The following is a 23,171-nucleotide window of genomic DNA, read 5'->3' as shown; positions in this document are numbered from 1 at the left end:
TAGTTTGCAGCCATCACAACTTTCGGTGTGAGTACTACAAAACGATTTCTTCAAAATATTTCCACAAAAAGGTTAGATCGATGAAGACTGTACCGATCACTACATTAGACCATAATGTCAGATCAGATCAGATCATGTCATATCATATCAGACCATGTCATGCCAGGATCACACACCAATATCTTCGTTCCAGAGTTTCGGATTCTTAGTAATGAAATCTTCCATCATGGATACACATTCATCGGCATCAAGGTCGACCACTTCAACCCCATGGGATTCCATGAACGCCCTTGCACCCGGGAAGGTTCTGGATTCGCCAACAATGACCTTTTTTATTCCAAATTGAACGACAGCGCCAGCACAAAGATAGCATGGCATCAAAGTGGAATAAAGAATTGAATCCCGGTAGTGTCCGATCCTTCCTGCATCCCTGAGGCATGAAATTTCAGCGTGTGCCATTGGATCACCCTGCTGAACACGTAAATTATGACCCTGACCAATGATACTATCATCCCTGACAAGAACTGAACCAATCGGAATTCCGCCATCCTTAAGTCCTGATCTTGCCTCATCTATTGCTACTTGCATAAATTTATCCATAGCTTCACATCCAGATACTTCAAACAAAAATACGTTAATATTAGAAATAATGTATCAATTGGATTTAATCCGGGACTTCCAACCTGTAAACCCTGTCATTCTCGCGTACCTTGTCCTCGACAGCAAGACCTACCTCATCCCCAGGTTCAGCTCTCCGGGCAGGACCATCATCATTCCTTAACTCTGTGACCTTCTGTTCAAGATAGGTATTCTTGCCTTCAATGATAATATCATCACCCACCTCAAGACCAGACTCCATAAGTCTTATTTCTGCAGCACCCTGTTTCCTGTAGTAGTTGGTCACTACACCTACAGCCTGTCTTTTAACAACGGAGACATTCATATCCTGCTCGACATACATGCCATCGGGACCTGGAACACCAAAATAGAAGCCCGTAGAAAAGCCCCGGTTAAACACCGATGCCATCTCTTCTTTCCAGCCAGCGGCTTTCTCGCGACCATACGTTCCATCCCTGTATGCATCAAGTGCTTCACGATAACATCGGGAAACTGTTGAAGTATATCTCGTATCCCTTAAACGCCCTTCAACCTTGAAAGCATCCACACCTGCATCGATGAGTTCAGGAATATGTTCTATCATGCAGAGATCCCTTGCACTCAGCAGGTACTTACCTTCAACATCAACTTCACTTCCATCCTCACCTACCAGTTTCCAGCCCCAGCGACATGGCTGGGAGCATTCTCCGCAATTGCCGGACTTGCCAAGTATGTAGGCTGAAAGGTAGCATCTGCCCGATATTGCCTGACACATGGCACCATGTATGAAAACCTCCAGTTCCGTATCGGTATTCTGTCGGATGGTCTTAATCTGCTCAAGACTGAGTTCCCTTGCAAGCACCACACGGGAAGCCCCAAGAGATGCATAGAAATTGGCCGCCTGCCAGTTGGACACGTTCGCCTGTGTGGAAATATGAACCCGCAAACCCGCATCCACAGCTTTTGTGATCACCGCAGGATCCCAGGCAATGACAGCATCCACATCAGATGATGCCACTGCTTCGATCACATCCTCAAGTTCAGGAAGATCATCAGGATAGATCACAGTGTTCAGTGCAAGGTAAGCATTCATGCCCTGCTCTTTAACATCAGTAACAAATGAGTTCAGGTCATCAAGAGTAATATCACAGGCCCTTGCCCTCAGGCTGAACCTGTCAATAGAAAAATAAACACCATCTGCATGATCCTTACATGCAGAAAGGGCTGCACGGTTCTTTACACCCATCATAAGTTCAGGGATCTTGACGGATTTATCAGGCTGGTCCATGGGTTAGCATCGTAAGTGATGATTTAAATCAGTTATCGTAAAGAAAATTAAACCCATAGAACGAAAAAAGAAGGTGGATCAGTCCACCGGTGCATATATCTCGGTAAGGATCTCCTCAGGTGGAACCTCTGCCGGATCGTTCAGGTAGACTTCCCTTGTGGGTCCTGTAATATTCAATCCTTTTTCAGCTATCCAGGCGAAAAGTTCCTGGTACGTTGGACCACACTCCTCATAAGGACCTTTGTGGATGGTCTTTACCATCTTCCCACCGGGAAGTTCATAGCACTTCACAATTTCAGTATCTTCCACCCTGTTCGCTATCGGAATCGCAACCTCTATGTCAGCAGTCCCTTCACGATCAGCTTTCATGGCCTCCTCTTCACCTGCTTCATGGCAGACGAATATCGGACCACCTGTGATCTCAATTCCCTTATCAAATGTATACTGGAAAAGTTCAGGAAGCATCACTGCGATCTGTTCATACTTTCCGGTCTTCCTCATACCAATAACCAGCTGTGGCTCTACTTCAACGATACCTATGTCAGACATTTTAATACCCCACAAAATAATTGTGCTGAACTTATTTATAGGCATCCAAATTGAATTGATTCAACTTTTTACGGGATCAGGATTCAATAAATGGAAGCGATACCCTGATAATAATCACAGATACCAGACCCCATGCAAAGGGAAGCCAGAGAGGAATGTTCAAAAATAAAGGTGCTGAGTAGGTCCAGACACCAAGATAGGTTCCGATAAATTCGGCAGTACAGCCAAGAAGGATACCTGAAATATAGATGATATTGTCACCTTTTGCAGACCACTGGTACTGCCTTGTAAGATAAAGAAGAACCAGCAATGATGTAAGAAGAATGTTGTTCTCCCAGAACATTACTGCAAGCAATAATGCAATGGCAAAGATCACTAATTCCCTCAATAAATCTTTATTCACGATCTCGTTCATGTTCTGCCCTAATGTCTATCTCTATATAAGTAATGTACGAAAAGACAAAATCGCAACAGAATAAATATATGGAGGAGGTGTCCAATATATTTCCATAAAGAAAGGATTTATCTCCGATCAGAGTAATATATAAATATTGAAATACTGCAACCCAGAATTTCAAATTTCAAGATATGTATATCCGGATATGTTCGGAATGGTGGGGAACATGACCAGTATTGAGGATATCGAAATCAGTGACAGTGCAAAGACCCATGCAGTAACTTACCTGCAGAATGTCGAAATTACTGAAAGGTACAGAACACAACTTTTCCAGTGGGTGGGAACCTATCTTGATGAGAATACACTGGAAAATATTATCGCCTACAAGAGATCCGCAGACTGGGATCATCCTTTTGAATCGATCAGGTCAGAAGCTGAAAAGGACCTGGAACTGACCACACTTTACGCTTCCAGAGGAGAACAGTATAACATCGACCTGATGGTCTTTGAAGGAAATCTTCTGGTACTTTTCAACGAATTGCTTTCAAAAGCAATGGAACATCTTGAAGAGAAGATCGTAGCACATTAAAAATGGTCAAAGGGTTTGTGGTCAGACCTTAACCCTCTGACTGCTGGAACTCCTTTTGTAGTTCCCAAACTCGGAATCCAATAGAAGGGAACCGTTCAGCACAGGACCGTCCTTGCATACCCTTAGACCTTCATGGTCCATACAGCAGGCACCACACACACCAATTGCGCATTTGAAATACCTGTGGAGACTGAACTCTGCACGATCATGCGCACCTTTTTTCTGTAGCATCTTAAGGACATTGAACATCATGATCTCAGGGCCGCAGACACATATGCGATCATAAGCAGACACATCCATATCTGCCAGCACAGTTGTAACAAAACCGCATGTACCGGCAGAACCGTCATCTGTTGTCAGGTGTATATCTCCGGCCTCAGAGAACCTTTGTTCGAAAACAAGCTCTGATGCAGTCCTTGCACCGAGTATCGTTGTTACCTTTGCACCGACAGAAGCAGCACTGTCAGCAAGCGGACCCAGAGGGGCGACACCCACACCGCCAGCAATTATCAATATGTTCTCATCCTTTGCAGGTAATGTGAAGCCTTTTCCAAAAGGACCACGAAGTCCGACGGAATCGCCTTCCTTAAGCTCAAAAAGGCGGGATGTGGCATCACCTACTTTCTGTACAGTAATACCATTCTTGAAAGAGCATCCCATAGGAACTTCATCCACTCCACGTAGCCATACCATTACGAACTGGCCCGGCTGGGCATCATTAAGAGATGTATCGAACCTAAATGTCCTGATAGAAGGAGTTTCTTCTATGATCTGTATTATTTTTGCATTTATCGGACGCATCATATCACCTCATGGGCAAGGCCTGTAATATCTTCGACACCAGCATATCCGTTGTCCTGCAGGAATTGCTCTATACCTGTTGCAATGTTTCCAAAGACCTCTATACCTTCATGGACAGCAGAACCGATCTGAACAGCACTTGCACCTGCCATTATCATTTCCACTGCATCTTCCCATGAAGATACTCCACCGACACCTATGACAGGAATTTCCAGTGTTTCATAAAGGTCATAGACACATTTGATAGCAACGGGCCTGACCGCTGGGCCGGAAAGTCCACCGAACCTGTTGCCAAGTATAGGATAACCGGAATTGATGTCAATTGCCATTCCACGCAGGGTATTAATAGCGACAACTGCATCAGCACCGCCATTCTCGGCGGCCTTGCCTATGGACCTTATATCAGTGACATTGGGGGTCAGCTTTACCCAGACCGGCGCATCCACTGCATCACATACAGCAGCAGTGATCGCTTCCACCATGCAGGAATCGGTCCCGATAGTAGCACCGTAACCTTCCGCATGGGGACAGCTGACATTAAGTTCAAATGCATCAGGTTTGGCCTCTGTCAGACCTTCCGCAACTCTGACGAATTCCTCGGCATTGCCACCGAAGATGCTTGCGATCACAGGAACGTCAGCGCCTTCTTTTGCGATCTTAATCTCATTATCGAAATCTGCATAGGAAGGATTTGGCAGACCCATGGCATTCAAAAAGCCACAGTCCAGCTTGACCATACTGGGATTTGGGTGTCCTGTCTTCGGCTCCGGTCCGATCGATTTGGTCACGACCGCGCCTGCGCCGGAATTAGCCATACGTACAAGAGAGGCACCTGTTGTCCCCATGATACCTGATGCAAGTATTGTGGGATTCCTGAATTCAATGCCTGTGATCTTTACCATAACATTTCACTTCCGATCCGGATCACTCATCGCCACAGCCAGACAGCTGACACACAGCATCACTGACGAGTTCCTTACCGCCCATTTCCACCAGCAATCTTCCAATGCTTGCAGCATGTTCACGGTAGTTCTTCATAGGTATCATCTCGTCGATACGTACTTCATTTGTACCATCAAGGGACAGCACTTCAACAAGCACATGGATCTCATCCCCGTCTTCGCTCACACGTGCGAACGAACCGATCGGGACAACACAACCACCTTCCACATCCGTTATCATTATACGTTCAACTTCAGTTTCGATCCTTGATATCTCGTGGTTCAGAACAGAACATGCTTTTTCAGCTTCTCCCCCGGTCCTTGTGACAACAACGATAGTTCCCTGATTTGCAGAAGGACAGAACGCCTCAGGAGGAAGGCGATAAACATCCATTTCCCATCCCATGCGCTGCAAGCCTGCCTCGGCAAGCAATATTCCGTCATACAATCCATCTTCAAGTTTCTTTATACGAGTATTGATATTGCCTCGCAGGTCCTGTATATTGAGGTCCGGACGAAAACGTAGAAGCTGTGCACGCCTGCGCATCGAGCTCGTGCCGATCACTGCACCATCCGGAAGGTCATCCAGTGTCGAACCATCCATGGTAAGGAGCACATCATAAGGAGAATCGCGCTTCAGAACTGCTGCAATAGCAAGCTCAGGAGGTCTTATTGTTGGAAGGTCTTTCATTGAGTGGACTGCGATGTCCACTTCACCCTCGATCATCCTGTCATCAAGTTCACGGACAAAAGCACCCACACCGGCAACCTCATGGAGCGGGCGATCTGTGAAAACATCCCCTGATGTCTTAATGATCTCTCTTGTCAGATCACAGCCGCGTTCTTCAAGCATTTTGGTCACAAGGTCTGCCTGGGCAAGGGCAAGAGCACTTCCACGGGTTCCTAGTATCATCTTGTATTGCTCCTCTAGTATCATTTCAGGTTAGCTGCATATGCATCGAGGGTCTTCTCAATATCCGTTTCTGTGTGTGCCATTGAAAGGAAGTTCGTCTCGAACTGGGATGGTGGCAAGAACACACCGCTGTCCAGCATTTTGTGGAAGAACTGCAAGTAACCTTCCTTATCACATTTGAGAACGTCCTGATAGTTAAGAGGCATGTCACCGAAGAATACCTTGAACATTGAAGCAATACCACCAACATTATAATCAAGTCCCTTATCAGCAATGATGTCAGAAAGGTTGGAGCGCATCATATCACCGGTTGCTGCAAGCTTTTCATGGACATTTTCCTTCTCCAGTACATCAAGGGCTGCAATACCAGCTGCAACTGATGCAGGACTTCCACTGAAAGTACCTGCCTGATAAACTGAACCTGATGGAGAGATCATGTCAATTATCTCGCGCTTACCACCGAAAACACCGATCGGAAGTCCGCCACCCACGATCTTTCCAAGGGTCGTCATATCAGGTGTGACACCAAAGTACTCCTGTGCGCCACCCATAGCAAGCCTGAAACCGGTGATAACCTCGTCAAAGATAAGAACAACATCATTCTCTTCTGTGACCTTTCGGACCTCCTTAAGGTAATTACCTTCAGGAAGTATCGGGCCTATGTTACCCAGTACCGGTTCCATAATAACCGCAGCCATATCATCCTGGTTAGACTCGATAACCTCAGTCATTGCCTCGATATCATTGTAAGGGACCTGGAGAGTGTTCTTTGTAAAGTCCTCAGGGATCCCAAGGGAATCAGGCTCACCATGTGTGGTAGCTCCTGAGCCTGCTTTTACAAGCACAGCATCGTGTGCGCCATGGAAACCGCCCTCGATCTTGATGAACTTGTCCTTGCCTGTAAATCCACGGGCAGCCCTTAGAGCACTCATGGTTGCTTCCGTACCGGTCGAGATAAATCTCAGCATGTCGATGCTTGGATAGAGAGAAGCGATCTTCTCTGCAAGGGTCACCTCAAGCTGAGTTGGGGTTCCATATAGCCAGCCTTTATCGAGCTGGTCAATGATTGCCTGCCTGATTATCGGATTTGCATGTCCCAGAATCTTGGGACCATATGCAAGACAGTAATCTATGTACTCATTACCATCAACATCAGTGATATGGGAGCCATTAGCTGACTCTGTGTAGAAGGGGTAAGGCTTGATAGCACGTACCGGACTGCTCACGCCGCCTGGAAGAAGCGTTTTTGCCTTGTCGAATATATCCTTGGATTTGTCTAAAGTAACCATAGTAACACCATTTGATATTTGATCTGTAGATTAATATTAAGCTGAATAACTGAATTATAGTGATCCTGTTCTCTTGCCTTACTTCAACATCCTTGCAAGGTCCTTTGCAAAATACGTCAGTATCATGTCAGCACCTGCACGCTTGATGGACATTAATGATTCGTACATCACTTTCTTCTCGTCCAGCCAGCCTTTTTCTGCTGCGGCCTTGAGCATTGAGTATTCACCACTGACATTGTATGCAGCAGTGGGCATCTTGAACTCGTGCTTGATACGATAGATAATATCAAGATAAGGCAGTGCAGGCTTGACCATCACAATATCAGCACCTTCCAGTATGTCAAGTTCAACTTCGCGGATCGCCTCATCGGAATTTGCAGGGTCCATCTGGTATGTTGAGCGATCACCGAACTGGAATCCGGAATCTGCTGCATCCCTGAAAGGACCATAGAATGCTGAAGAATATTTGGCTGCATAGGACATTATAGGAGTGTTCTTGAAGTTGTCCTCATCCAGTGCTGTACGGATAGCACCGATCATACCATCCATCATACCTGAAGGTGCCACAATATCAGCACCTGCCTTTGCATGACTTACAGCGATCTTGCCCAGTATGTCAAGGGTCGGGTCATTGAGAACATCCTCGGTCTCAAAATCCACAATACCGCAATGACCATGACTTGTGTATTCACACATGCAAACATCAGTGATGACCACCATATCCTCACCAAGGTCTTCCTTGATAGCACGGACAGCCTGCTGGACGATGTCCTCATCGCCATAAGAGGAGGTACCAGTCTCATCCTTGTGTTCCGGGATGCCGAAAAGGACCACTGCAGGAATTCCAAGATCTGCTGCATCCTTTGCATCATCAACAACCTTATCCAGAGGCAAGCGCTGGACACCGGGCATAGATGATATATCCACAATAGAATCAGTGGCCTCATCCACGAACATAGGATATATCAAGTCGTTCGCGCTAAGTTCGGTCTCCCGAACCAGATCACGTATCTTACCACTTCTTAACCTTCGCATTCTAACCTGTGGGAACATAGTATCAACTCTTATTTTGTAGCATCATTGCTCTTCTTGATCGGACTAATATCAAATAAACGGGATACAGAATCTAAAAAATCCTCATCATCATATTCAGCGGCATTACGTAATTTTTTGGTCGGCTCTGCCAGGATCTTGTTAGTAATAGCACGCGTAAGGTCCACAAGCACCTTGCGCTCAAAGTCACCCATCGTATGATAGGCACTCAACCTGTTAATGGCGTGCTCCATCTCGGTTCCTCTCAAAGTATAGGAATTGCTATAAAGCTCTGAAATAATAACATCTGCTTTCTGACGCTTATACTGGGCCTGAAGAAGTTCGAGCTCCTGTCCAACTATGACCTCTGCCTTCTTGGCCTCTACCATCCTCATCTGAAGGTTCTTCTCATTGATAACACGCAGACCGTCAATATTGCGAAGAATTACATGCGGAATCTCTTCTACTGAAGGATCAATATCCCTCGGACTTGCAATATCAATAAGCAGAAGTTCGTTCGTACGACCATCCATTACCTTTTCCACAATATCCTTCTTCAGAACATAATGAGGAGCAGAAGTAGCACTTATTACCACATCAGCTGCGGAAACATATTTCTCAAGCTGGTCGAACATGACAGCTTCGCCACCAAGCTCTACTGCAAGATCTTTCGCTTTCTCGTAGGTACGATTTGCAATATAGATCACATTCATATCCCTGTGTGCAAGAGCCCTTGTGACCAGAGTTCCCATTTCTCCGGTACCAATGACAAGGATATTCTTGTCATTCAGACCATGCAGGATATCATCAGCAAGATCAACAGCTGCAGAAGCAATGGAAACCGCCCCCCTGTTGATGAAGGTCTCAGTGCGTACTCTCTTGCCAACCTGGATAGCCTTGCTGAAAGCAGTATCCAGGATCTTTCCTACAGTACCGGCTTCTTTTGCTACCAGGAACAGGTCCTTTATCTGACCCAGGATCTGAGCTTCTCCAATTATCATGGACTCAAGACCAGAAGCAAGTCTGAGCAGATGTCTTAAAGATTCATCGTGGTCATAGAACTCCACGATCTTTGCCGACACGCCCATCTCCTTTGCAAAATGGAACAGAACACTGCTACCCTTTGAGGAAACAACATATATTTCCACACGGTTGCATGTCTTGAGGACCGCGCACTCATAAACAAGTTCATTTGAGTATAGCTGATTCAGAACAAGATCAAGGTCCCCATGCCAGGAATCCTCCATTTCCTCAACAGTAGCCTTGGCATGCGTAATGACCATACTGGATATCTCTGTCAAAGTGAACCTCCACAATGAACGTGCATTAGATGTAGCATACCTTCATGAACACGAACATCGGACTTAAATTTAATGTAATGTCCCATATAACATCAACCTTTCTTGCTTATGTGCTCCTGAAATATATCATATGCTATTTTATACCCTTTTTCATATGAAACTTCAAGAGCTTCCCATACGGACCTATCTTCAAGGATCTCCCAGAGAATAGCCTTTCTTGTCTTTTGCTCTGCAACTTTGCCCTTTAGCAGATTTCGCATCTCATCCTGCAGTTTGATCATATCCCCATACTGAGGAGTGATAAAAGTTTCTATTTTCTTGCGAGTGTATTTGGATACTGCCGGACTTGAGCCAAGTGTGGATATTCCAATGGTCAGACCACCCCTCTTTATTACAGAAGGAATTACCACACCATCCGCCATATCAACACGATTGACCAATGCACCTGACCTTCGGGCAAATTCCTTTATTCGATCGTTCAATTCAACAATATTGGTTGCGGGAATGACAAGGAACGCATCCATGACAAGCTCTTCAAGCTTTTCATCTGATACGGACAAAAGGTCCATGGAAACCAGCTCCACAGAAGCTGAGGACGAAAGGTCCTTAAGCCCAGGAACAAAGTCCGCACTTACAACAATTGTATGTGCATAGTCCGAAAATAGCGATGCTTTGCGAAGACCAACCGAGCCTCCACCAAAGATCACCACTTTCCTGTCACTCAGATCAATGAAAAGTGGCAGATACCTGTGACTATCGGTCTGCTCTGCCATTCACAACCTCACACCTGTCTTTTTGAACTCGCGAACACTGTACAACAACTTATAATCAGTAATTCCGGTGGCCCTGGATATCTCCTGGGCAACGTATTCACAATCCTTCCTTGTATAGGAATGTACCATGGTGAAAAGGTTATAAGGCCAATCAGGATAACGTGGCCTTTCATAACAATGGGTCACCTCTGTAAAGCCTGCCATAACGGCACCTACTTCTTCAACACGCTCGTCAGGAACATTCCAGGTACACATTGCATTTGCAGTAATCCCAATTGCACGATGACCGATGGATGCACCAAATCTGCGAATAAAGCCATTTTTCTGAAGTTGTTCTATCCGATGAACAACCTCCTCCTCGGTCATCCCAAGTTCTTCTGAGATCATAGCAAATGGCGAATGGACAAATGGTATACCATCCTGAGTAAGCTTGAGAAGACGGGTATCAGCTTCATCCATGACGACATTATCATTTGACATCGAATTTCACCCCGATCTTAAAAAGTCGTTTTGTAGGCAGATCGATCAACGGGCAGCCGGTCTCTTCCTGAAGGTCATTTATGATCTGCTCCAGACGTTCCTTGTTAGCAGCAGACACTGTGAACCATATATTATAATCTGCCTGGCGCAAATAATTATGGGAAACTTCCTGATGTTGATTGATAAGCTCTGCAATCTCATCTATCTTTGATCCAGGAGCTTTCAATGCGACAAGAGTACTGATCCCACCTACCCTTTTTGTGTTGATAACAGGACCAATTCGGCGCACTGCACCTTCTTCTTTCAAACGGTCCATGCGCTCCAGCAGTTCCTCTTCAGAGATGCCCAGTTGAAAGCTCATTTTTTCAAATGGATGAACATCAAGTGGAAAATCCAGCTGGATCAGATTAAGGATATTCTTATCAATATCATCAAGTTGTATCATGTAAATGAACACCAAATGTTTTTTTAGCAGGCTCCTGCATGCTATGCAGACTTCATGCGATCATTAGATTATTGTGTGATATGGTTGGGCTAATACCCAAACTTTGTTTACACAGTAAACGTTTTTCACAATTATATAATATCAATAATCTTTGCATCCATCCTCTTGATGTATGTGTTTATATTTGTTTCCTTTCGCGTAAGCATTAAAATTAAAAAATAATTCCATAGGACTTTATCTTCGATGGTAAAAATGCCCCATCAATCAATATTTGGTAATTGACTGTTGCAAATGGATATAAAATCAGATTCATTCTCAAATCTGGCAATCATTTTTTTATTAATGAGAATTCCGATAAACCCCTACAACAGAAGCAAAATTTATAATATATTGCTTCGGTTGAATAGGTTTATCGGAATTCTCTATGAAATAATAATCAGTCTTCTTTATCCAATACATTGTTTTAGTAATGTTTCAGCATGTTTGATGTCATGCACAGGACTTTGAGTGATTTTAAATGCAAGAATTACCTGTTTTTCAGTATCTAATGCTATTGATGTTTTCAAGAAATTCCTTCAGAATCCCCTGCAACCATCACTTGTCCCAAAGATACCCCGCCATCGCCACAGGGAATTTTCTTATGTGTAATAAATTCAAATCCTGCATCTTTAACAGCTTCACTGATGCGTCCTGTTATATGTTCATTGTATGCAACTCCCCCACTAAGTCCTATAACATCAATATTCCGTTTTTTGGCAGATGAAATGGCAAGTTCTGCAACCCCACGTGCAAGTGCATCTTCTATAGAGTATGCCAGATCACAAACTGCATGTGTATCAATCCTTTCATAAAGTTCATATAGTAAACTAGTGGTGTCAAGCACGCCTCGTTTACATACAACAGGTAAATCTATATTATGAATACTCTTTTTTGCAACAGATTCCAACTTCATTGCGGGCTCACCCTGGTAACTGCGATAATGTGAGATCCAAAGAAGTGCTGCTGCACTATCAAGTACACGCGCGGCACTACTTGTTTTAACCAGGTTTATACCTTTTTCCAGTTGATCCAATACAATGTCACGTTCTGATTCACCATACTTAAAATAAAGAGGTAGTTCTCTCAATTCTTTCGGCTCAAGAGCATCATGTAGCATTCCCAGAAGCATACGTGACGGATAAGTTGCAGCCATATCCCCACCAGGCATAGGTTGTTCCATAAGATGGGCAGTTCTTTCATAACCAGAATATGTAGCTTCCAGGACCTCCCCTCCCCATATGGTTCCATTTTCCCCGTAACCTGATCCGTCAAGAGCAATTCCGATTATCCTCGAATCAACTGGCAAAAAGTTGTCCACCATAAGCGATACGATGTGTGCATGATGATGTTGCACGAAAACCGTGCCCTCTCCACCTATATCCTGTGCGAAACGGGTGGTATTAAATTCTGGATGCAAGTCACAACCCCATAACCTGGGCGTAATTTTTGTCAATTGTTCTAAATTCAAAACAACCTGCTTGTGATACTGATCTGTTTCAAAGTGCCGTGTGTTCCCAATATATTGTGAAATATATGCACTGTTCTTTTTTGCAATCGTTACAGTAGTATTTAGTTCAGGACCCACACCAATCGCCGGCTCTATTGAAAATGGAAGTTCTATCCTCTCAGGCACAAACCCGCGTGAGCGCCTTATAAAAGCCATTCTTCCATTAACGATTCTGATTACCGTGTCATCGATCCTATTCTTGATCGCATAGTTATGGAGTAGATAATAATCTGCTATCTTATCAAGATGTGACAATGCTTCCTCATTATCAATCACCATTGGCAGACCTGGAAGATTTGCAGATGTCATTACGTAAACATCTGCATCACTATTGTCAAAAAGAAGGTGGTGTGTACCTGAATATGGTATCATTACCCCTATATTATGAAGATCCGGAGTTATCTGCTCAGATAGAGGAAACTCATCACTCTTGTCCAGAACAACTATTGGACGCTGCCTGCTGAGCAATAGGGAACTTTCATCTGCATTGATACTGGCAAAAGAACATACCGTTTCAACATCTTTTGCCATCACTGCAAAAGGCTGTGCAGGACGGTTAAGGGCATTCCTGAGTTTTAGGGTCGCTCTGTCTGAAGTAGCATTACATACAAGATGGAATCCACTATATCCTTTGACTGCAACAATTGATTCCCCATCTATGAGTTCAGCACATTTGATAATGGCATCATGTCCGGATGCAAGAACATCACAGTTTCCATTGGTAAGTGAAAGGACAGGGCCACAATTTGGACAACACATGGTCTGTGCATGAAATCTTTTATCAGAAGACATTTTGTAGTCAAGGCTGCATTCCGAGCACATCGGGAATTCAAGCATACTAGTATTTTCCCGATCAAAAGGAAGAGAGCTTACCAGAGAATATCTCGGACCACAGTTCGTACAGGATGTAAAAGGGTAATGATAGTGCCTGTCTTTGCTATCGTACATGTCCCGAAGGCAATCGGAACAGATTGCACTGTCAGGTGGGATAATGGAGTTGGCAGTTTCATCCTGTTCACTGGTAAGTATCGAGAAATCGGAAAAGCCTGATACACGAAAAACGTTTGTTTTGATTTGATCGATAAGTGATAGCGGTGGCTTTTTAAAATAAAGGTCGTGGAGAAATCGGTCGATATCTTCTTTTTCCCCTTCTGTGACTATTTCTACGTCATTCCCTGCATTTTTCACGTAACCGCAGAGTCCATTCTCTATCGCAATATGATATATGAATGGGCGAAAGCCAACACCCTGTACTACCCCGCTAACATTGATCATTCTGCATTGAATTTGCATATTTAATGTACCTGGTTCAAAATAATATAAATGGGCCTCGTAGAAACACGTTCAGTGTTTTAGTCTTGAGATGTTCCGACTATTTCCTCAATAATATACGGAATTACCCTATCCACTGCAGCAAGAGTCTCCAGACTAAGATCCATTGATAGCTCTTCCTTTATGCCACCAATCTCTATCCCAAAAACGAGGATCTCAGGAAGGTCCTGTACATGTTTTCCAATGACCAAGACATCAGATATACATATATCATGAGCGGAAAATATTCCACCATGTTCATAGTCTTTATTCAAAAGATCCTCACCCTCAAAACGAAGAATTGAACCTTTTTTCGTATTACCAATTATTGAATCAACAATAATGACCTTATCAACACCTTCCAGCAGGTTCAGGATATCCAGTCCACATACACCAGCATCCAGAATATCAATACCCTCCAAAGGTTCAAGTTCCATTTTTTTGAGAGCCTCGACAATCCTTACGCCAACAGCATCGTCCCCCATTAAAGTATTTCCACATCCGATTATGCGAACAGATGGATTTAATTCAGGCATTTAGGTCCCCGGCAAATATTCGGATTATTTGATGAATTCTAATATTCTTACACAAGTCTTATTGTACCAGGGGAATTTTTCCCTGTTAGATCTATGGTGTGAACAGCACATGTAACACAGGGATCATAAGACCTTCCCACATGTAAAATACCAGTCGGATTACTGAAATCAACCCCAAGCCAGTTTTCAACTGCGGATATTCTGGACCCCACAAGTGCCTGTTCAAGAGGACCTGGCACTCCTTCACTATCCCTTGGACTCAGATTCCAGGAACTTGGTGTAACTATCTGGTAATTGGCAACTTTAGAATTGCTATCGGTTATAACCCAATGTCCCAATGCACCGCGAGGAGCTTCCCAAAGACCAATTCCTCTGGAATCCTTAGCCATTGACAGATCAATATCCACATGGAATTTTCCATTTGGATCAAGGTCTATTTTGATCCACTTGATCAGTTCATTAGTAATAACAAACATTTCCTGCATGCGTGCTATCATTCTGGTAAAACTGTTAAAAGGAGAATATCCATTGTCCTGGAACATGTTTACAAGACCCATAACCAGTGGCTCTTTCATTATAAGTAAACGAGATAGTGGACCCACTTCACATGGGATACCACCATAACGTGGAGCTTTAGACCATGTATATTTATCATCAGGTGAATCCTGATAATTGATCAAATTGGGATCACTGTAAGGTTCGGTAACTCCATCGTATGGGTGCTTGTTACTATCATCACCTTTATAGAAAGCATGTTTAACGCTTTCTGTGACCTTATTTGCATCGAATTTATGATACTCAAATGAACTGCTCATAAAACCAGAGGTCTGGAAGCGATCACCAGAAGGGCTTGTTGGATCATAACCTTCATGCTCCACATTATAGAATCCACCATATGAAAGGAATCCTATTTTTGAAAGATCACGGTAGCCGCCCATTTTATCGTGTTTGAGACTAATAGGAAGTCCTAGCAATCTTTCACCAATCAGTTCTGAACCAAACGCGGCATAGAGCTCTACATCCCCCCATCCGCTTGAACGTGAAAGATCATTTGTCTTAAGCGACTTTTCAGTTATTTCATTAAGATGTTCAATAAAGAAGTTTACTGCCTTCTTTGGCGAAGTTGCCATGTAAGTATTCTCAACCCAAAACTCAAAAGGTACGCCTATGGTATGGCTATTAAAGAAATTGATGACATCTGATATGATCGATGACAGGCTATTAATGTCTGAAGCTGTTGGCTTGTTTGTAACTCCCCCAGGATAGGTTACAGTCTGATGGGGCATTTTACCACCAATTACAGCACAGGCGTCATGTATTTTTTTCTTCACCGGAATGACATCAACATATGAGCTCCCCGGCGGAATAGCTGCGCCATCGATTTTATAGCTGATTGGTGCAAATCTTCCCAGCAATTCTTTCCATATCGCACCTCCCATATCACCAAAAGTTGATAATACATTACCGTATGCAGGATTTGCAAGGTCTGGACCCCATAGAATATTGACATGAAGCATATGGTTTGCAATCGTATTCAAGCCCTGATTAATATTTCTTGAAACAAGTGCATCTTTTGGAACAGACTGCGCAACACCAAATAACTCGTCAAGTGCATTAACTGAAGCCATAGAGTGTGCTACCGGGCATACGCCACAGATCCTCTGAGAGAGTAGTACGGAATCTCTTGGGTCCTGATTTTGAAATATACGTTCAAACCCCCTAAAGATCATATTGGAACTTCTGGCTTGCGTTATAATACCTTCTTCATTCACCTCAGTATCCAACCTTAAGGGTCCTACGACTCTTGTAAGGGGATCAACTGTTACGCGAACCATTTTCAATCCTCCTCTTTCTTTTTTATACTAATTGAATACAGAGGTCTTGCGTTGTCAGGAAAATCCGGTTCTATACATGCAATACATGGAGAACCCGCCTGAACACAATAACTATGTCCGTCATTCCATTTACGCAGTGTGCAATCAGCATGTGCAGATGGAGCCCTGCAGCCTAGTTTCAACAGGCATTTATCTCCCCCCAAATGACTGTCAAATTCCCCTTTTTTGAAAAATACATAACGAGGGCAGTCTTTATGAACTGTATAATTTGGCGGATAGAACACCTTTGGCCTGCCAAATTCATCCAGTACTTCAGGCAGATCTTCTGGTACCTTGATATTACCGGATATCAATGCACTTAATGTAAATATTATCCAGTCAGGATGGGCCGGACAGCCTGGAATATTGATCACAGGTTTATCTATCCCAAGAACCTTTAGCATTCCTTTAGATGGATCTTTCTTCGTAAAAGCAACACCCCTGAAGTCCAGCAGATCAACTATATCGCTACTGGCTGAGTTAATACCGCCGTATGCAGCGCACGTGCCTACAGCTATTATCAAATTAGCATTTTGAGCTGCTTTTTTGAACATTTCCTTGCAGGTACAGCCTCCAGCCATGCAATATCTTCCCGAACCTTCAGGACCGTTTGCAATTGCCCCCTCAACAACCAGAATATAGTCGCCCTTTTCACTTATCTCATCGATCAAGATCTCTGAATTAAGTTCTGATGTGTTGACAGATTCCCCATCGACAAATAGACCTTGCTGTGCAAGGAATGCTTCGTGACATTCCAGATCGATGTTGAGTATTTCAAATGCTTTAATGATCGCCGGATTGGCAGCATTCAATAAAGATTCAGAACATCCTGTACATTGGGCACCCTGGATCCAGAAGACCCGGGTCTTCGGAAAGTCATGAGCCTACAGTGTATCTTTCTTGTAGGACTCCAGAAGATCGAACACCCCGGTTGATCTTGTAGCCTCAAGGAACTTGTGCCAGTCCATCCTGAGAAAATCAAAATCTTTGACACTATTACTTGAATTTGTATTTCCTGAAATCAAATGACCATCTCAGTTTGAATGATTGTGAAAATGGATCCTGATAGTCTCCCATAAAATTAATCGATAAAACCCATCCCATAATTGTAGTTATTTTGCTTCCAGATATAAATATCGACCCACATGATTAGAAGCAGACAACATACATTAAATACAAAAAAATCCCTCTTTTATAGTATGTGCATAGCCATTCCTGGGAAAATAATTTCAATCCTGAATGAAAATACGGCTACTGTGGATATCGGGGGTATAAAGAGAAAGGTCAACCTGGATCTTATAGGAGGGGCTGATAGATCGCTTATAGGCAAGTATGCACTTGTTCATGTCGGGTACGCTATCTCATTGATCTCTGATGAAGAAAGCGAAGAAATACTTAAGTTACTAAGAGATTTGATGGACCCCAGTTGATATAATGGAAAATATTGAACAAAAGCTTATATCAAGAATTAATGAACATGCAGCCCCTATTCGAATAATGCATGTATGTGGCACCCATGAAAGAACAATATCAAAATATGCAATACGCGATATAATTTCTAAAGATGTTCAGTTGTTAAGCGGCCCTGGATGTCCTGTTTGTGTAACGCCTGCAGAGGACATCGATTTTGCAATTTCATTAGCAAAATCCGGAAAGGTGATAGCATCCTTTGGAGATATGATGAGGGTCCCGGGCACTAGGGGAAGTTTATTTGATGCTAGATCGGATGGATATGATATTCGTATGGTCTACAGTATCGATGATGCTGTAAAGATCGCAAAAGATAATCCGACCCTGGATATTGTATTTTTTGGAATTGGATTTGAAACTACTGCACCTGCCAATGCTGCTGCATTATTGAGGGAAGTTCCTGAAAACTTCAGCATGTTAACATCCCATAAACTTATGCCTCCTGCAATGGAAATCCTCACAGAAGATACCATTGTGGACGGATTTCTGGCACCAGGGCATGTGTCAACAATTATTGGCACATATCCATACAATTCCGTTTCAGAAAGGGGGTTTCCAATAGTTGTAACAGGGTTTGAAGTTCTAGATGTTCTACTCGGTATAGCCATGGTTCAGAACCAGATCGAATCCGGCAGGTCTTGTGTGGAAAACGCATATTCACGCTGTGTGAATGTTGAGGGCAATCTCAAGGCTCAGGAAATGATGTATCTGGTCTTTAAAAAGATCGATAGCAAATGGCGAGGAATTGGCATGATCGAAAAATCCGGCCTTGCTTTAAAAAAAGAGTTTGAGCAATTCGATGCTGTGAATGTTTATGCCGATATATACGAAAAAGCTCAGCATGAGAAAAAAGTATCAGATATTGACAATAATCAAAACGAGATGTGGGAGGGCTGTATATGTGCTGAAATATTAACAGCCCGTGCCCAACCTGCTCAATGTCCACTCTTTGGCAAAAGATGCTCGCCAAAAAATCCAGTCGGACCCTGCATGGTAAGCCTGGAAGGCACATGCTATAACTGGTACAAATATACACATAATAAAGGAATATAATATGCATGAATATTCACTTGCTTGTGAGATATTTGAAAATGTTATTTCCATAGCACATACAAATAAAGCATTGGCAGTAAATTCCATAACACTGGAAATAGGCAGGCTTACACATGTGAATCCGGACCAGCTATTATTCTGCTTTGATGTTTTATCTCAAGATAGTATTGCCGAAGGTGCAAAGATCAATGTGAATTTCATTTCACCATGTGGGGAGTGTGAATGCGGATACCGGGGAGATGCCGAAATTTCAGATAACGCTCGTTGTAAAGATTATCCACCCCTTTATGAATATACAAGACTTGCCTGTCCTGTATGCGGCAAGTTGCTTCAGCTGGTCGGTGGTAATGATCTCATTATTCATACGATAGATATAGAAATATGAAATTAGAAAGGGGTAGAATCAATGCTTATGCACGTAATAAACGTCAACAAAGATGTTCTAAAAGCCAATAATGAACTTGCATATAGCAACAGGAAGCTTTTAGTTAAACACGGAATTTTTACTATGAATATCATGGGAGCCATAGGTTCCGGGAAAACAACGCTTATTGAAGAGGCTATCAATGCACTCAAAGAGCGGTACAGAATAGCGGTTATTGCAGGTGATGTTGTGGCACAGATGGATGCATCCCGTTTTGAAAAACTTGGTGTGAAAACTGTAGCTGCAAACACCGGACGTGAATGTCATCTGGATGCAAAACTTATCGAAAGATCATTAGCAAATATAGATCTTAAAGATATTGATATCTTGTTCATTGAAAACGTAGGGAATCTCATTTGTCCTGTGGACTATAAACTTGGTGAACACGTACGTGTTGTAATTGTAAGTGTAAGTGAGGGGGAAGATACTGTTTTGAAGCATCCAATGATATTCAGGACCTCTGACCTTGCCATCGTGAATAAAGTGGACATCAGTGAAGCTGTGTCTGCCGATCCTTCAAAAATGAGAGGTGACATAAATCAGTTAAATCCATCAATACCCGTACTGCTAACTTCTAAAAATGATGCGATAAGCATTGATAGATGGATAGAGTACATCGAATCGCATCTTGAATAAATATATTGTTATTTCTGGTAGTGAGAATCATGTCAAAAGATAAAGTCATAAGGATGGAACACGGAGCTGGAGGAGAGCCGATGCAAGCATTGATACGTGATCTGATCCTCAACAATATAACTAACAAATCTGCAGGACCTGTGGGACTTGATGATCTCGATGATGGTGCAACAATAAACATCGCAAATACTATGGATGGCAGCAAAAAATGTGATGAAATCGTTATCACCACCGACAGTCACGTCATTAAACCACCTTTTTTTCCGGATTCCAACATTGGCAGGCTTGCTGTTTCAGGTACTGTTAATGACCTTGCAGTAATGGGAGCTGCTCCTCTTGCTCTTACATGTGCAATAGTGGTGCCGGAGGGATTTGAGCTTGAGTCTTTTGAGAAAATAATAAAGTCCATGAATGCAGCTGCAGAAGAGGTTGGTGTCCCCATCATAGCAGGTGATACAAAAACGGTCGAGAGAAACGGACTTGATTCAATTATAATCAATACTACAGGTATCGGCATTGCGGGTGATGTGATCCGCGACTCTGGATTGTGCCCAGGTGACAAGATAATCCTTACAGGTACCATAGGTGACCATGGGATATCACTTCTGGCTCATAGAGAAGGATTCGATTTTAGTACGGATCTGGTATCTGATGTAGCACCTTTATGGAATATGATAAGAGCAGTTATTCCAATACGAAATGTCGAAGGCAAACCTGCCATATCAGCTATGAAAGACCCTACCCGAGGTGGACTTGCTGGTGCACTAAACGAAATGGCACAAAAAAGCGGAACAGGAATTATCATTCATCAAAGGGATTTACCTATAAAAGAATCAGTCTCATCTGCCTGTGAAATGCTTGGTATCGACCCTCTTGAAGTAGCAAATGAGGGTAAAGCGATCATTTGTGTCAAGGCTGAACATGCAGAGGAAGCGCTATCAATAATTCGTAACCATAAGTATGGTAGAGATGCTGCTATCATAGGTGAAGCAACAGACGGTCATTCAGGTAAAGTCTTGATGAAAACAATAATTGGAAGTATGAGGTACGTGGATATACCTACAGGTGATCTGATACCAAGGATCTGCTAAAATCAGAATTTAATTATACTAATTTTTACAACATTTCCAGGCTCTTTAATTACAACACTCACAGCATTTCTTAAACGTTGCTCATTCATGATCATCATATCATCTGAAACGTACTTGTTCAATTCATTTCATAAAAAAGTTACAAAATACGGCGTTCTTACAATAATAATCTTTATTGAGAATTCCGATAAACCTCTCCAACATAAGCAAAGTTTGTTAAAGACATAATATCAAATAATTACAATGGGTTATAAAATTTGCTTTTCTTGTGGAGGTTTATCGGAATTCTCAATACATATTTCATTTTGGCAGGGGGAGTGCTAATGAACCAGAGGTTTCAATTAATCAGAAGGTTTCGCAATATTTCTGGAAAGACACTATCAGTAGTTCGCTAATTTCAGTTTAAACTCATATAAACGACATCATACGATACATTTATATGCGGTAAAATTCCCTCCGCATGCATTTCCAATCGCAAAAGAAAGCCTCTACAATTCGATATTTCTATGCTTTGGTTTCATTTCTTCTTAAAAACGTCTGGTTAGCATTGCAAAGAAAACATTTTATAATTGATAAAAGAGGGTCTTATACTATCGAAAGTGACTTGTTCAGATTTGATATATTCATCCATTTTGTTGCGGAATGGGTGAGACGGAAGCTAAAACCGATGTTAACAGTTGAATGTTGTAGATAAATGAGGATTAATATGGAAGGGGTCAAATATTAGTGAACTGCTGGAATTAGTTATGGGGGTTACTACAAAGCCGAATTTTGAAATGGGCTTACAATAAAATTTATCACCACTCTATTCTATTCTTAACAAGAACATCATTACGAGGTTGAATGTCTTCCATGCCAAGGATCGAAACCTTTGAAAGGTACACATCTAGATATGAAAACTGGTTCGAGGAGAACAGACCTGTCTATGAATCAGAGCTTGGGGCACTGAGGGCTAATATGCCACCATATGCAAGAGGACTCGAGATCGGTGTTGGATCAGGCAGGTTTGCAGTTCCATTGGGCATTCTTTTTGGTGTGGACCCATCTCCCAGAATGGCAAATATCGCCCGCAACAGGGGCATCCAAGCGGTCTATGGTGTGGCTGAACAACTACCTTTTGCAGATTCCAGTTTCGACCTTGCACTGATAATCACAACTATCTGTTTTCTGGATGATATTAAATCTGCATTCAGGGAAGTGAAGAGGATCCTGGATCCTGGTGGTTCTTTTATTATAGGGTTTATAGATAAGAACAGCTCTGTTGGCAGATCATATCAGGAGAAAAAGAAGAAAAGTGTATTCTATGAAATTGCCACTTTCTATTCTGTGGAGGAGGTCGTGAAGCTGCTTAAAAGTTCGGGTTTTGATGACCTTTTTTTCACCCAGACCCTCTTCAGGGATCTGAAGGATGTACAGTATTTAGAACCTGTAGTGTCAGGCCATGGGAAAGGGTCCTTTGTGGTTGTCAGAGCTGTAAAACAATAACTACTTTTTGAAATGGCCTGACTTAGAAGGCCCTGTGCATTTGAACAGATAATTTTCTCTCTTGATATTGATAAGAGAGATTAACCTCCAATAATCAAGAAATTGGTTGGTGAGGGAGGATAATCGAGATCAAATCTGAAAATGGTAGGTATTACAGGGTAGCATACTTTTTAGAAAAGTTCTATGAAAATTTTTAGCTATCAGGCGATATGGCTAACAATATTGAGAGTTTAAAATAATAGTGGGTCTAGATATTGAACATTGAAAAGATGTTTTAAATGTAATTCGGAATTGAAAGTGAACAGTGAATGCATACAGTTTTGTACTGTTTGCAAATACTGGACAAAACA

The 23,171-nt window shown here is 42.6% G+C and carries 25 protein-coding genes and 2 pseudogenes; 8 read left to right on the top strand and 19 right to left on the bottom strand.

Annotated elements, in window-relative coordinates:
* Window positions 1-168: 168 nt before the first annotated feature.
* From BMX02_RS02170 to BMX02_RS02155, 4 genes are all read right to left on the bottom strand, one after another.
* A complete protein-coding gene (locus BMX02_RS02170; RefSeq protein WP_244625017.1) occupies window positions 169-588 on the bottom strand; it encodes a nucleoside deaminase in 420 nt (139 codons plus the stop codon).
* Between the two features lie 76 nt (window positions 589-664).
* Window positions 665-1,885, bottom strand: a complete 1,221-nt coding sequence (locus BMX02_RS02165; protein WP_091688652.1) for a peptidase U32 family protein — start codon at window positions 1,883-1,885, stop codon at window positions 665-667.
* Between the two features lie 78 nt (window positions 1,886-1,963).
* Window positions 1,964-2,434: a GyrI-like domain-containing protein gene (locus tag BMX02_RS02160; protein ID WP_091688650.1), complete on the bottom strand. Its 471-nt coding sequence runs from the start codon at window positions 2,432-2,434 to the stop codon at window positions 1,964-1,966.
* A 76-nt stretch (window positions 2,435-2,510) separates the two neighbouring features.
* Entirely contained in the window at window positions 2,511-2,849 is a 339-nt protein-coding gene (locus BMX02_RS02155; RefSeq protein WP_091688648.1) for a hypothetical protein, read from the bottom strand.
* A gap of 208 nt (window positions 2,850-3,057) precedes the next feature.
* On the opposite strand from BMX02_RS02155, the gene BMX02_RS02150 reads away from it, so the two are divergent.
* Window positions 3,058-3,420 carry a hypothetical protein gene (locus BMX02_RS02150; RefSeq protein ID WP_091688647.1) on the top strand — a complete coding sequence of 121 codons (363 nt, stop codon included), beginning with the start codon at window positions 3,058-3,060 and terminating at the stop codon, window positions 3,418-3,420.
* A gap of 21 nt (window positions 3,421-3,441) precedes the next feature.
* Here BMX02_RS02150 and BMX02_RS02145 read toward each other — a convergent pair whose 3' ends face one another.
* From BMX02_RS02145 to BMX02_RS12080, 15 genes and pseudogenes are all read right to left on the bottom strand, one after another.
* Window positions 3,442-4,221, bottom strand: a complete 780-nt coding sequence (locus BMX02_RS02145; protein WP_091688645.1) for a dihydroorotate dehydrogenase electron transfer subunit — start codon at window positions 4,219-4,221, stop codon at window positions 3,442-3,444.
* Window positions 4,221-5,123: a dihydroorotate dehydrogenase gene (locus BMX02_RS02140; RefSeq protein WP_091688643.1), complete on the bottom strand. Its 903-nt coding sequence runs from the start codon at window positions 5,121-5,123 to the stop codon at window positions 4,221-4,223. The genes BMX02_RS02145 and BMX02_RS02140 overlap by 1 nt, the downstream gene beginning before the upstream one ends.
* A gap of 22 nt (window positions 5,124-5,145) precedes the next feature.
* On the bottom strand, window positions 5,146-6,075 hold the full coding sequence (gene hemC, locus BMX02_RS02135; RefSeq protein ID WP_091688641.1) for a hydroxymethylbilane synthase: 930 nt from the start codon (window positions 6,073-6,075) through the stop codon (window positions 5,146-5,148).
* 20 nt (window positions 6,076-6,095) lie between these two features.
* Entirely contained in the window at window positions 6,096-7,364 is a 1,269-nt protein-coding gene (gene hemL, locus BMX02_RS02130; protein WP_091688639.1) for a glutamate-1-semialdehyde 2,1-aminomutase, read from the bottom strand.
* Window positions 7,365-7,442: 78 nt separating this feature from the next.
* The gene (gene hemB / locus BMX02_RS02125) at window positions 7,443-8,417 is read right to left on the bottom strand and encodes a porphobilinogen synthase (RefSeq protein WP_091688637.1); all 975 of its coding nucleotides are present in this window, start codon (window positions 8,415-8,417) and stop codon (window positions 7,443-7,445) included.
* Between the two features lie 11 nt (window positions 8,418-8,428).
* Window positions 8,429-9,697, bottom strand: coding sequence for a glutamyl-tRNA reductase (gene hemA, locus BMX02_RS02120; protein ID WP_091688635.1), 1,269 nt, complete (start codon window positions 9,695-9,697; stop codon window positions 8,429-8,431).
* A gap of 92 nt (window positions 9,698-9,789) precedes the next feature.
* Entirely contained in the window at window positions 9,790-10,470 is a 681-nt protein-coding gene (locus tag BMX02_RS02115) for a precorrin-2 dehydrogenase/sirohydrochlorin ferrochelatase family protein (RefSeq protein ID WP_091688633.1), read from the bottom strand.
* Window positions 10,471-10,950, bottom strand: a complete 480-nt coding sequence (ahbB, locus tag BMX02_RS02110) for a siroheme decarboxylase subunit beta (RefSeq protein ID WP_244625015.1) — start codon at window positions 10,948-10,950, stop codon at window positions 10,471-10,473.
* Window positions 10,940-11,395, bottom strand: coding sequence for a siroheme decarboxylase subunit alpha (gene ahbA / locus BMX02_RS02105; protein WP_091688631.1), 456 nt, complete (start codon window positions 11,393-11,395; stop codon window positions 10,940-10,942). Before ahbA ends, ahbB begins: the two co-directional genes overlap by 11 nt.
* A 455-nt stretch (window positions 11,396-11,850) precedes the next feature.
* Window positions 11,851-11,970, bottom strand: a pseudogene (locus tag BMX02_RS12085) (IS5 family transposase); the annotation flags it as partial.
* Window positions 11,958-14,234 carry a carbamoyltransferase HypF gene (gene hypF, locus BMX02_RS02100; protein WP_091688629.1) on the bottom strand — a complete coding sequence of 759 codons (2,277 nt, stop codon included), beginning with the start codon at window positions 14,232-14,234 and terminating at the stop codon, window positions 11,958-11,960. The pseudogene BMX02_RS12085 and the gene hypF, both read right to left, overlap by 13 nt.
* A 59-nt stretch (window positions 14,235-14,293) precedes the next feature.
* Entirely contained in the window at window positions 14,294-14,788 is a 495-nt protein-coding gene (locus BMX02_RS02095; RefSeq protein WP_091688627.1) for a hydrogenase maturation protease, read from the bottom strand.
* 47 nt (window positions 14,789-14,835) lie between these two features.
* Window positions 14,836-16,623, bottom strand: coding sequence for a nickel-dependent hydrogenase large subunit (locus tag BMX02_RS02090; protein ID WP_091688625.1), 1,788 nt, complete (start codon window positions 16,621-16,623; stop codon window positions 14,836-14,838).
* Between the two features lie 2 nt (window positions 16,624-16,625).
* Window positions 16,626-17,513, bottom strand: coding sequence for a hydrogenase small subunit (locus BMX02_RS02085; protein WP_280176513.1), 888 nt, complete (start codon window positions 17,511-17,513; stop codon window positions 16,626-16,628).
* A 33-nt stretch (window positions 17,514-17,546) separates the two neighbouring features.
* Complete coding sequence (locus tag BMX02_RS12080; RefSeq protein ID WP_244625011.1) at window positions 17,547-17,687, bottom strand: hypothetical protein; 141 nt, start codon at window positions 17,685-17,687, stop codon at window positions 17,547-17,549.
* Between the two features lie 174 nt (window positions 17,688-17,861).
* Here BMX02_RS12080 and BMX02_RS02080 point away from each other — a divergent pair, with 174 nt between their 5' ends.
* The 7 genes and pseudogenes from BMX02_RS02080 (at window position 17,862) to BMX02_RS02055 (ending at window position 22,821) form a co-directional block, all read left to right on the top strand.
* Window positions 17,862-18,092 (top strand): HypC/HybG/HupF family hydrogenase formation chaperone, encoded by a 231-nt coding sequence (locus BMX02_RS02080; RefSeq protein WP_091689087.1) that lies wholly within the window; start codon window positions 17,862-17,864, stop codon window positions 18,090-18,092.
* Between the two features lie 4 nt (window positions 18,093-18,096).
* Window positions 18,097-19,185, top strand: a complete 1,089-nt coding sequence (gene hypD, locus BMX02_RS02075; RefSeq protein ID WP_091688623.1) for a hydrogenase formation protein HypD — start codon at window positions 18,097-18,099, stop codon at window positions 19,183-19,185.
* A gap of 1 nt (window position 19,186) precedes the next feature.
* Window positions 19,187-19,570, top strand: coding sequence for a hydrogenase/urease maturation nickel metallochaperone HypA (locus BMX02_RS02070; protein ID WP_091688621.1), 384 nt, complete (start codon window positions 19,187-19,189; stop codon window positions 19,568-19,570).
* Window positions 19,571-19,591: 21 nt separating this feature from the next.
* Window positions 19,592-20,245, top strand: a complete 654-nt coding sequence (hypB, locus tag BMX02_RS02065) for a hydrogenase nickel incorporation protein HypB (protein ID WP_210409165.1) — start codon at window positions 19,592-19,594, stop codon at window positions 20,243-20,245.
* Between the two features lie 29 nt (window positions 20,246-20,274).
* Window positions 20,275-21,336 (top strand): hydrogenase expression/formation protein HypE, encoded by a 1,062-nt coding sequence (gene hypE, locus BMX02_RS02060; RefSeq protein WP_091688619.1) that lies wholly within the window; start codon window positions 20,275-20,277, stop codon window positions 21,334-21,336.
* 481 nt (window positions 21,337-21,817) lie between these two features.
* A pseudogene (locus BMX02_RS12350) lies at window positions 21,818-22,030 on the top strand (ISH3 family transposase); the annotation flags it as partial.
* Between the two features lie 149 nt (window positions 22,031-22,179).
* On the top strand, window positions 22,180-22,821 hold the full coding sequence (locus tag BMX02_RS02055) for a class I SAM-dependent methyltransferase (protein ID WP_210409164.1): 642 nt from the start codon (window positions 22,180-22,182) through the stop codon (window positions 22,819-22,821).
* The last annotated feature ends 350 nt before the right edge of the window (window positions 22,822-23,171 follow it).

Origin of the sequence: Methanococcoides vulcani (genome assembly GCF_900111645.1) — an archaeon.
GTDB classification, from domain to species: Archaea; Halobacteriota; Methanosarcinia; order Methanosarcinales; family Methanosarcinaceae; genus Methanococcoides; species Methanococcoides vulcani.
This window is presented reverse-complemented; position numbering and strand designations above follow the sequence as displayed.

Coding starts and splice junctions, on each gene's coding strand:
- hemC (WP_091688641.1), bottom strand. CDS start 6,075: ATGATACTAGGAACCCGTGGAAGTGCTCTTGCCCTTGCCCAGGCAGAC.
- hemB (WP_091688637.1), bottom strand. CDS start 8,417: ATGTTCCCACAGGTTAGAATGCGAAGGTTAAGAAGTGGTAAGATACGT.
- BMX02_RS02170 (WP_244625017.1), bottom strand. CDS start 588: ATGCAAGTAGCAATAGATGAGGCAAGATCAGGACTTAAGGATGGCGGA.
- BMX02_RS02140 (WP_091688643.1), bottom strand. CDS start 5,123: ATGGTAAAGATCACAGGCATTGAATTCAGGAATCCCACAATACTTGCA.
- BMX02_RS02115 (WP_091688633.1), bottom strand. CDS start 10,470: ATGGCAGAGCAGACCGATAGTCACAGGTATCTGCCACTTTTCATTGAT.
- BMX02_RS02090 (WP_091688625.1), bottom strand. CDS start 16,623: ATGGTTCGCGTAACAGTTGATCCCCTTACAAGAGTCGTAGGACCCTTA.
- ahbA (WP_091688631.1), bottom strand. CDS start 11,395: ATGATACAACTTGATGATATTGATAAGAATATCCTTAATCTGATCCAG.
- hypD (WP_091688623.1), top strand. CDS start 18,097: ATGGAAAATATTGAACAAAAGCTTATATCAAGAATTAATGAACATGCA.
- BMX02_RS02145 (WP_091688645.1), bottom strand. CDS start 4,221: ATGCGTCCGATAAATGCAAAAATAATACAGATCATAGAAGAAACTCCT.
- BMX02_RS02155 (WP_091688648.1), bottom strand. CDS start 2,849: ATGAACGAGATCGTGAATAAAGATTTATTGAGGGAATTAGTGATCTTT.
- hypF (WP_091688629.1), bottom strand. CDS start 14,234: ATGCAAATTCAATGCAGAATGATCAATGTTAGCGGGGTAGTACAGGGT.
- BMX02_RS02055 (WP_210409164.1), top strand. CDS start 22,180: ATGTCTTCCATGCCAAGGATCGAAACCTTTGAAAGGTACACATCTAGA.
- BMX02_RS02070 (WP_091688621.1), top strand. CDS start 19,187: ATGCATGAATATTCACTTGCTTGTGAGATATTTGAAAATGTTATTTCC.
- BMX02_RS02080 (WP_091689087.1), top strand. CDS start 17,862: ATGTGCATAGCCATTCCTGGGAAAATAATTTCAATCCTGAATGAAAAT.
- hypE (WP_091688619.1), top strand. CDS start 20,275: ATGTCAAAAGATAAAGTCATAAGGATGGAACACGGAGCTGGAGGAGAG.
- hemL (WP_091688639.1), bottom strand. CDS start 7,364: ATGGTTACTTTAGACAAATCCAAGGATATATTCGACAAGGCAAAAACG.
- BMX02_RS02095 (WP_091688627.1), bottom strand. CDS start 14,788: ATGCCTGAATTAAATCCATCTGTTCGCATAATCGGATGTGGAAATACT.
- ahbB (WP_244625015.1), bottom strand. CDS start 10,950: ATGTCAAATGATAATGTCGTCATGGATGAAGCTGATACCCGTCTTCTC.
- BMX02_RS02150 (WP_091688647.1), top strand. CDS start 3,058: ATGACCAGTATTGAGGATATCGAAATCAGTGACAGTGCAAAGACCCAT.
- BMX02_RS02160 (WP_091688650.1), bottom strand. CDS start 2,434: ATGTCTGACATAGGTATCGTTGAAGTAGAGCCACAGCTGGTTATTGGT.
- hypB (WP_210409165.1), top strand. CDS start 19,592: ATGCTTATGCACGTAATAAACGTCAACAAAGATGTTCTAAAAGCCAAT.
- BMX02_RS02165 (WP_091688652.1), bottom strand. CDS start 1,885: ATGGACCAGCCTGATAAATCCGTCAAGATCCCTGAACTTATGATGGGT.